Source organism: Rhodanobacter thiooxydans LCS2 (assembly GCF_000264375.1).
GTDB lineage: Bacteria > Pseudomonadota > Gammaproteobacteria > Xanthomonadales > Rhodanobacteraceae > Rhodanobacter > Rhodanobacter thiooxydans.
This window is the reverse complement of sequence record NZ_AJXW01000013.1, coordinates 1-6,118: the sequence shown is the minus strand read 5'-3', so window position 1 is coordinate 6,118 and position 6,118 is coordinate 1. Positions and strand designations below refer to the sequence as shown.

Below are 6,118 nucleotides of genomic sequence, written 5' to 3'. Positions count from 1 at the left end.
GGCGACGGCCAGAGCGCCGACGACGCGCGCGAGGCGGCGGCGCAGATCGACGCCGAGCAGCAGGCCGCCCGCGCCGCCCTGGGCCTGGCTGGCCAGAAGCTGGACGAGGCCCGCTACGAGCTGAAGCAGCGCAGCCTGCTCGCGCCGTTCGACGCTGACGTGGTGCGGGTGTCAGGCCAGCCTGGCGCCAGCGTGTCGCCCGCATCCGGCCCGTTGTTCGCGCTGTTGCCGCGGAAGCCGCGGATCGTGCGCGCCGAGCTCAACGACAGCTTCGCCGCGGCGGTCCACCCGGGCATGCCGGCAGAAGTGGTGGCGGAAGGCGGCGAGCATGTCCGCTGGACCGCACACGTGCTGCGCGTCGGCAAGGTCTACGGCCCGGCCACGATGGAGAACGACCCGCAGATACGCGCCAACGCGCGTACGGTGGAGTGCGTGCTGGCGTTCGACCAGCCCGACGCCGAGCCGGTGCGCAACCTGCGCATCGGCCAGCGCGTGACGGTTCGCTTCGGCACCGCCGGCGCGCCGAAAGACTGAGGAAACCGCCCGCTGCGATCATCCTGCGCATGAACATCGACGCCGTTCGTTCCTGCAAGGCCATCGCGTGATCCAGCAAACCGACTTTTTTCTCAAGGGTGGCCGCAGCGGTGTGCTGCTGATCCACGGCCTCACCGGCACGCCGATGGAAATGAAGCTGCTCGGCAAGGGCCTAAACAACGCCGGCTTCACCGTGCATGGCATGCAACTGGCCGGCCACTGCGGCAATGTCGAGGACCTGCTCGCCACCGGCTGGCGCGACTGGTACGCCAGCGTCGAGCAGGCTGCCGACGCGATGCTCGACAAGGTCGACCAGCTGTTCGTCGGCGGGCTCTCGATGGGCGCGCTGCTGGCGCTGAAACTGGCCGCGGACCGGCCCGGACGGGTCGCCGGCGTGGGCGTGTACGGCGCCACCTTCCGCTACGACGGCTGGAGCATCCCGAAACTGGCGCGGCTGTCGTTCCTGTTGCCGCTGCTGAAGAAACTGGGCATCGGTCGCGACCGCAGCTTCATGGAGCAGCCGCCCTACGGCATCCGTGACGAGCGCCTGCGCGCGCAGGTCAGCGCGGCGATGCTCGGCGGCGACAGTGCCGCCGCCGGCCTGCCCGGCAACCCGTGGTACTCGCTGGCCGAGATGTATGGCCTGGCCGCCGACGTGCGCCGCCGGCTGCCGCGAGTGACCGCGCCGTGCCTGATCGCCCACGCCAGCGACGACGACGTGGCCAGCACGAAGAACGCCGAGCTGGTCATGCGTGAGGTCAGCGCCCCTACCGAGCTGCTGCTACTCGAGGACAGCTACCACATGATCACCATCGACAAGCAGCGGCGCACCCTGATCGAGCGCTCGGCCGCGTTCTTCGACGGCATCGCCACGTCGAACGGCACGCAGCGCGCCGCCGCCTGATGATGCCGGCGGAGGGATCCATCTCCACCCTCGTGGCGAGCCTGTGGCTCCTCAACATCGTGCTCGATACCGGCGGCCAGCTGGCGTTCAAGGCCGCCGCGGGCGACCCGGCAGCAGGCGACGGCCTGGCGCGCTGGAAACACATGGCGTCGCGGCCATGGCTGTGGCTCGGCGTCGGCAGCTACGTGGCCGAATTCCTGGTGTGGATCGCGTTCCTCTCGCTGGTCCCGTTGTCCGAGGGCGTGCTGCTGGGCTCGATCAACATCGTCGCGATCATGCTCGCCGGGCGTTTCCTGTTCGGCGAGAAGCTGACCCGGTTGCGAGTCATCGGCATCGCGCTGGTCACGCTCGGCGTGACGATCGTGGGGCTGGGCACATGAAGCGCTTCTACCTGCTCGGTTTCCTGCTGTTGATGGCCTTCGACACGCTCGCGCAGATCAGCTTCAAGTACGCCGGCACCCAGGCGCTGCCGGTGGAGGCCAGCCTGGCATGGCTGCTGCGCGTGTTCGGCCAGCCGTGGGTCTACGGCGCGGTGATCGGCTACGTCGGCGCGTTCTTCACCTGGATGGCGCTGCTCAAGCACGCACCGATCGGCCCCGCCTTCGCCGCCTCGCATCTGGAAGTGGTCTCGGTGATGCTGCTGTCGATCTGGCTGTTCGACGAGCAGCTCACCCTCGCCCGCGCGCTGGGCGCGCTGGCGATCATCGGCGGCATCGTCTGCCTGGGGCTGGCCGAGAGCCGCGAACACGCCGCGGAAGCCGACGCGGACCCGGCGCTTGGCTAGGCGCCCGCGCTACGCTGCGCGCATGCTGCCCCATCGCCGCCACGAACTGCCGCCCACCGCCGGCCTGCCGCTGCGGCTGGCCGACCTGCGCCCCGGCGCGCCGACGCTGGCCGACGACGTCGCCGCGCTGCTGGGCACGCCACCGCTGTCGCTGACCTGTTCCGGCACTGCGGCGCTGCTGCTGGCGCTGGCCACGCTGCGCGAGCTCGCGCAGCGCCGCCGCCGCGTGGTGGTGCCGGCTTACACCTGCCCGCTGGTGGCGATCGCGGTGCAGCAGGCCGGGCTGGAGCTGCAGCTGTGCGACCTCCGGCCCGGCCACTACGACATGGACCCGTCCGCGCTGCGCGCGGCCTGCGACGAGCGCACGCTGGCGATCGTGCCAACCCACCTGGCCGGCCGCGTCGCCGACGTGGACGACGCGCTCGCCGTTGCGCGCGAGGTCGGCGCGTACGTGATCGAGGATGCCGCGCAGGCGCTCGGCGCGCGCCGCGCCGACGACGCCAGCGTGGGCCTGGCCGGCGACGTGGGCTTCTTCAGCCTCGCTGCCGGCAAAGGCCTGTCGATCTACGAGGGCGGCCTGCTCGCCGCACGCGACCCCGCGCTGCGCGAGCGGCTGGCCGACGCGGCGAAGCGCGTGCCGCCGCACGCTGGCTGGGAGTGGCGGCGGCGCCTCGAACTGCTCGGCTACGCCGCGCTGTACCGACCGTGGGGTCTGCGCCTGGCCTACGGCAACCCGTTGCGCTGCGCGCTGCGTCGCGGCGACGAAATTGCCGCCGTGGGCGACGACTTCCCGCTGGCCATCCCGCTGCACCGCGTCGGCCGCTGGCGGCAGGCGGTGGGCGCGCGTGCCGTGCCGCGTCTGCCGGCGCTTCTTGATCAGTTGTCCACGCAGGCACAACGCCGCCTGCCACGGTTGCGTCAGCTCGACGGCATCGAAGTGCTCGAGGACCCCGCCGGCGCCCACGGCACCTGGCCCTTCTTCCTGCTGCTGCTGCCCGACCGCCGGCGCCGCGACGCCGCGCTGGCGCAGCTGTGGCAGGGCGGCTACGGCGTCAGCCGCCTGTTCATCCACGCCCTGCCCGACTACCCCTACCTCGCCGGCACGGTGCCCGCGCAGGACGTGCCGCACGCCCGCGACTTCGCCGCGCGCAGCCTCAGCATCGGCAACAGCCCGTGGATGACCGACGCGGACTTCGAGGCGATCTGCGACGTGCTCGGCGGCGGCTGAGGAGGCGTTCCGGCGCGTCGCTGGCGATTCACACGGACGAAATCTTCCGCCCGCAAGAATGGGCCGCTTCCCCGGTCCGCCGATGCCTGCACGCAGGTACCGGCGAGGGTCCCGCGCAGTTCCGAGGGTCGGCATGACGGCAGCGCCGCGCACGGGTTTCATGCGCCGGTTCCGCGAGGAGCCGCGCCTGCGCGCGATCGCGGCGCTACTCCTGCTGCTGCCGCCGGTGTTCTTCCTGTTTCCGGTGCCGATCGACGAGACGCGCTACCTCGCGGTGGCGTGGAACATGCACCTCAGCGGCCAGTGGCTGGTGCCGTGGCTGGATGGCGCGCCGTACTCGGACAAGGCGCCGCTGCTGTTCTGGCTGATCAACCTGGTCTGGGCGGTCACCGGGGTGCACGCCTGGGCGGCGCGCCTGCTGGAACTGCTCCTGATGCTGGCCACCCTGCCGCTGCTCGCCTCGCTCGGCCAGCGGCTGGGTGCCGGGACCGCGGCCGTGCAGGCCTCGGTGTGGCTGTGGCTGGGCTGCGCCGCAGTCGCGGTGTACGCCGACACGCTGATGTTCGACATGCTGCTTACGCTGTGCACGCTGGTGGCGTGGCGGGCCACGCCCGCGCTGGCCGGCCGGCGCTGGCCGCTAGCGGTAGCGGCGATGGCGGTGGCGCTGGGTGCGGGGGTCCTGGTCAAGGGGCCGGTCGCGCTGCTGGTGGGTGGCATGCCGGCGCTACTGGCACCGTGGTGGCTGCCGCAGGCGCGGCCGCTGGCGACCTGGCTGCGGCTGTTCGCTGCGCTGCTCGGCGCCGTACTGCTGGCACTGGCCTGGGCGCTGCCCGCGGCCCGGGCGGGCGGCATGCAATACGCGGACGCGATCTTCCTGCACCAGACGCTGGGCCGCGTGGTGCAAAGCTTCGCGCATGCCCGGCCATGGTGGTGGTACCTGCCGATCCTGCCGGCGATGATGCTGCCATGGGTGGCCGCGATCGCGCGCGGCGAGGCGGCCGCGCCAGATGGCAGCGGGATGCTGGACCGCTTCGTGGTAGCCGCATTCGTGCCCGCCTTCGTGCTGTTCAGCCTGATCAGCGGCAAGCAGCCGCATTACCTGCTGCCGTTGCTGCCGGCGCTGACGCTGGCCGGCGGGGTTCGCCTCGGCGCGGGCCGCTGGCGCGTGGTGGGCTGGCGCGTGGGACTGGTGCTGGCGCTGATCGGCATCGCGGTGGCGGTCGGCCTGGGCAAGCTGGCGGTCGATCACGCCGGCCGCATCGGGGCGATCGCCTGCGGCGCGCTGATCGTCGTGGTGGGACTGTCGTTCGTCGTGGGGCGGCGCACGCCGTCGCTGCCGGTGGGCCTCGCCGCACTCGGCATGCTGGCGGCGCTGCTGCTGTGCAAGCTCGCCTTCGTGCTGGCCGCCGCCCCGCGCTACGACATCGCTGCGGCAGCCCGCCGCGTGGCCGCCGCGCAACAAGCCGGCGTGCCGTTGCTGTTCGCCGGCCCGCAGTATGGCCTGCTCACCTTCGCCGGGCGGCTGACCGCGCCGATCCCGGCCACCACCAACCCGGCCGCGGTGACCGCATGGGCACGCGCCCATCCGCAAGGCTGGGTGATCACCAGCGAGCCGGACTATCGCTACCCGGCCACTCCGCTGTACCGCCAGCCCTATCGCGACGGCAGCCTACGCATCTGGCGTGCCGGCGACCTGACAGGTGCGGTGACTGCACCTCCGCTTACCCACACCTTCTGACTGCCCTACCCCCATCGGCACGGTGCCCTCCCCGAACGTGCCGTATGCGCGCGACTTCGCCGCGCGCAGCCTCAGCACCGGCAACGGCCCGTGAATGACCGAGGCGGGTGTCGGGGTGATCTGCGGCGTACTGGAAAACCGTCAAGTTCCATGTGATTCCATCTCACGACGGACCTGGATAGCAGAGCATCTTCATGTGAGCGCGACACCTCCGCGTACGGCCATCGCACTACATCAGGGCTGCTTGCTGCGCTGATTTAATGTGTGTTCCAATTCCAACCGTGCCGCGCTAGCACTGCTAAAAATTTGCCGACAACTCTCAAGCCCTTTACGAGGACATTGCTCCCTGCTTAGTTCCATGATTCTTTGTAAGTCCGCCATTGAATTGGTTGCATCAATATGTCGTAAAACAAATGCTTTAAAGTCAGGGTCTTTTTCTGAAATCAATACGAATTGGTCTAATTTATTCCAGTGATCCACCAGCAATCTGGCGACTGCTTCTGAGAAGCCCTCAGAAAGATATCCTCCTTTGTCACAGCACCCGAACTTAGCAAAAAGCGCGTGCAGTATGCGCCAATCACTAGGCGTACGTCCTTTTGCGTCGTAAACATCAGCTCCCTCACAGGAATGCATGCTCCACGCACTCCACCCATTGGCTGAAAACGCCAGCAGCACGGCTAGCAACGACAAGTGTCTTACGCGCATGAGGCCACCACATGAATAGAGTCAAAACACGGACGAACCGTGGTGATGCACTTCGGAATTGGATCCGCCCTGAATGCTAAGAGCTACTTGGCCAATCCATACTCGTCGTGGCAACGTGGTACCAATGAGAACGGCACCGACCTCATGCGCCAGTACCTCCCCAAGGGCTGCAACCTGGCTACCTTCGACGACGCCTTCATCCAGCACGTCGAAGACAAACTCAAC

General features: G+C 69.3%; 8 protein-coding genes. 6 read left to right on the top strand and 2 right to left on the bottom strand.

Going from position 1 to position 6,118, the window contains the following annotated elements; genetic code table 11:
• The 6 genes from UUA_RS03620 to UUA_RS03595 all read left to right on the top strand — a co-directional run.
• Nucleotides 1-534 (top strand): efflux RND transporter periplasmic adaptor subunit (locus UUA_RS03620; protein ID WP_008434340.1); only part of this gene is annotated, 534 nt, incomplete at its 5' end.
• A gap of 67 nt (nucleotides 535-601) precedes the next feature.
• The gene (locus UUA_RS03615) at nucleotides 602-1,438 is read left to right on the top strand and encodes an alpha/beta hydrolase (protein ID WP_008434338.1); all 837 of its coding nucleotides are present in this window, start codon (nucleotides 602-604) and stop codon (nucleotides 1,436-1,438) included.
• Nucleotides 1,438-1,818 carry a DMT family transporter gene (locus UUA_RS03610; RefSeq protein WP_008434337.1) on the top strand — a complete coding sequence of 127 codons (381 nt, stop codon included), beginning with the start codon at nucleotides 1,438-1,440 and terminating at the stop codon, nucleotides 1,816-1,818. The genes UUA_RS03615 and UUA_RS03610 overlap by 1 nt, the downstream gene beginning before the upstream one ends.
• Nucleotides 1,815-2,222 carry a DMT family transporter gene (locus UUA_RS03605; protein ID WP_008434335.1) on the top strand — a complete coding sequence of 136 codons (408 nt, stop codon included), beginning with the start codon at nucleotides 1,815-1,817 and terminating at the stop codon, nucleotides 2,220-2,222. Before UUA_RS03610 ends, UUA_RS03605 begins: the two co-directional genes overlap by 4 nt.
• Nucleotides 2,223-2,244: 22 nt before the next feature.
• Nucleotides 2,245-3,450, top strand: a complete 1,206-nt coding sequence (locus UUA_RS03600; protein WP_008434334.1) for a DegT/DnrJ/EryC1/StrS family aminotransferase — start codon at nucleotides 2,245-2,247, stop codon at nucleotides 3,448-3,450.
• Between the two features lie 133 nt (nucleotides 3,451-3,583).
• Nucleotides 3,584-5,188 carry an ArnT family glycosyltransferase gene (locus tag UUA_RS03595; protein ID WP_008434332.1) on the top strand — a complete coding sequence of 535 codons (1,605 nt, stop codon included), beginning with the start codon at nucleotides 3,584-3,586 and terminating at the stop codon, nucleotides 5,186-5,188.
• Between the two features lie 234 nt (nucleotides 5,189-5,422).
• On the opposite strand, the gene UUA_RS19215 is transcribed toward UUA_RS03595, so the two are convergent.
• Complete coding sequence (locus UUA_RS19215; protein ID WP_155943231.1) at nucleotides 5,423-5,863, bottom strand: hypothetical protein; 441 nt, start codon at nucleotides 5,861-5,863, stop codon at nucleotides 5,423-5,425.
• A gap of 51 nt (nucleotides 5,864-5,914) precedes the next feature.
• A partial coding sequence (locus UUA_RS19930; RefSeq protein WP_238532988.1) for a hypothetical protein occupies nucleotides 5,915-6,118 on the bottom strand: 204 nt, incomplete at its 5' end.